This is a genomic window from Craurococcus roseus, assembly GCF_039523795.1.
GTDB classification, from domain to species: domain Bacteria; phylum Pseudomonadota; class Alphaproteobacteria; order Acetobacterales; family Acetobacteraceae; genus Craurococcus; species Craurococcus roseus.
This window is the reverse complement of the sequence record NZ_BAAAFZ010000061.1, coordinates 1-1,692: the sequence shown is the minus strand read 5'-3', so window position 1 is coordinate 1,692 and position 1,692 is coordinate 1. Positions and strand designations below refer to the sequence as shown.

1 protein-coding gene and 1 pseudogene are annotated in these 1,692 nt (G+C 73.8%); one reads left to right on the top strand and one right to left on the bottom strand.

Annotation, left to right across the window (positions count from 1 at the left end):
• Positions 1–229: pseudogene (locus ABD067_RS19175) on the bottom strand (hypothetical protein); the annotation flags it as partial.
• 496 nt (positions 230–725) lie between these two features.
• Between ABD067_RS19175 and dut the strand changes: the two are divergent.
• Positions 726–1,202 carry a dUTP diphosphatase gene (gene dut / locus ABD067_RS19170; RefSeq protein ID WP_343896986.1) on the top strand — a complete coding sequence of 159 codons (477 nt, stop codon included), beginning with the start codon at positions 726–728 and terminating at the stop codon, positions 1,200–1,202.
• Positions 1,203–1,692: the final 490 nt, after the last annotated feature.

The following is a 1,692-nucleotide window of genomic DNA, read 5'->3' as shown; positions in this document are numbered from 1 at the left end:
GCCGGCCAAGCCGCCGCCGGCGCAGGCGGCCAGCAGCCGCCGCACCTCGGCCGTGCCGAGCGCGGCGGCGCGGCGGGAGGCCGTGCCGGCGCAGGATGCCGCGGAGCGTGTGGCGGATCGCCGGGTGGGACGGGCTCCAGTCGAGGCCGCGGAGCCGGTGCGCCTGGCCGATCGCCGCCAAGCGGCGGCGGAGGGCGCTGCGCCCGTGCGTGGGGGCCAAGGTCGCCAAGTAGGCGGCGACCGCGCGCGGGTCGGCCGGCAGCGGCGCCAGGCCCTCGCGGGCGCACCAAGCCGCGAAGTCGTCCCAGTAGCCCCGGTAGGCGCGGAGGGTCTCCGGCGCCAGCGACTGGGCGGCGTACCGGGCGGCGGCTTCGCTCGCGGGTGCTGCCCCGATTGTGGCACGGATCCGGCAGGCGCGGTGAATTGGGGGTTTTACCGCGCCTGCCGCCCTGCCTCGTGCCGGTGGGAGGCGCGCCGCTGAATCCGGGGCGGCCGGGCCCGAGTCGCTCCCGGATCGCGCCATGGCGGTCGCGCCGCGGGCGTCGCTCCGAGCGCATTCTCTCCGTTTTCCGGCGGGGCGTGTCGTGGCCCGCGGCCCCCGGTCCCGCAAGCCTGGACGGACCCATCTTCCGGCGTCTCGGACGGGCGCGGCGCTGGCACGCTGTTGCCGCTGCCGGCGAACGCGGACATCGTGGCGGCATCGAGGACGGTCCGAGGGGAAGCCCGTGCACGCGACGCCCACCTTCGAGGTGAAGATCCTCGACGAACGCATCCGCGCCTGGGGGCTTCCCCGGTACCAGAGCGCGATGGCCGCGGCGATCGACCTGTTCGCGTGCGTCGATCAGCCGCTCGCCCTCGCCCCGCAATCGCCCGCGCAGCTGATCCCCTCGGGGCTGGCGATCCACATCGGCGACCCGTCGGTGGCGGGGCTGATCGTGCCGCGGTCCGGCACCGGCCATCGCACCGGGCTGGTCATGGGCAACTCGGTCGGCGTGCTGGACGCCGACTACACCGGGCCGTTGCTGATCAGCGCGTGGAACCGGAACGCGCCGGGCTCGAGTCCGTTGGTGGTCAACCCCGGCGACCGCATCGCGCAACTGGTGTTCGTGCCCGTGGTGCGGCCCGTCCTGCGGGTGGTGGAGGAGTTCTCCCGAAGCACGGCGCGCGGCGGCGGCGGTTTCGGGTCAACGGGCGTCGCCTGATGCGCGCGGACGGCGAGTGGCGCAGGGGCCGGCGCGCCGGAACGCCTCGCCCCTAAAGGCGCCCTGGAGCCGAACACCGCGCCTGCCCGATCGCGGCCTCCGCCGGTTGCAGGCGCTTGGCGCCCCAGGGAGTCGTTGCCGGTCGCCTCCTCTCACGCTGCGGCGACGGATGTTGAGGTCGGTCCGTTCCTTGTCCACCACGCTCCTCCGCGCAACGTCCCCGCTTTCCACAAGAAAGGCCCGTATCCACAAGGGGCCGCGGAGCCGCCCCATGCAGCGAGCGCAGCGGTCCCTTGTGGGTAACGGGAGGTCCCTGTGGTAAGCGGCGGGCATTGCGCGCCGCGCGCCAGCGCGGTCATCTTCGAAGCGGCACCAAGTGCGGCTTTGATTCGGGAAGCCGATTTAGACTCGCTATTGCTCTGTTGAAAGGCTCACGCCGGATCGGCGAGGAGCATGAGGCTGTGGGTGACGACGCGCAGGACGAGTTCGC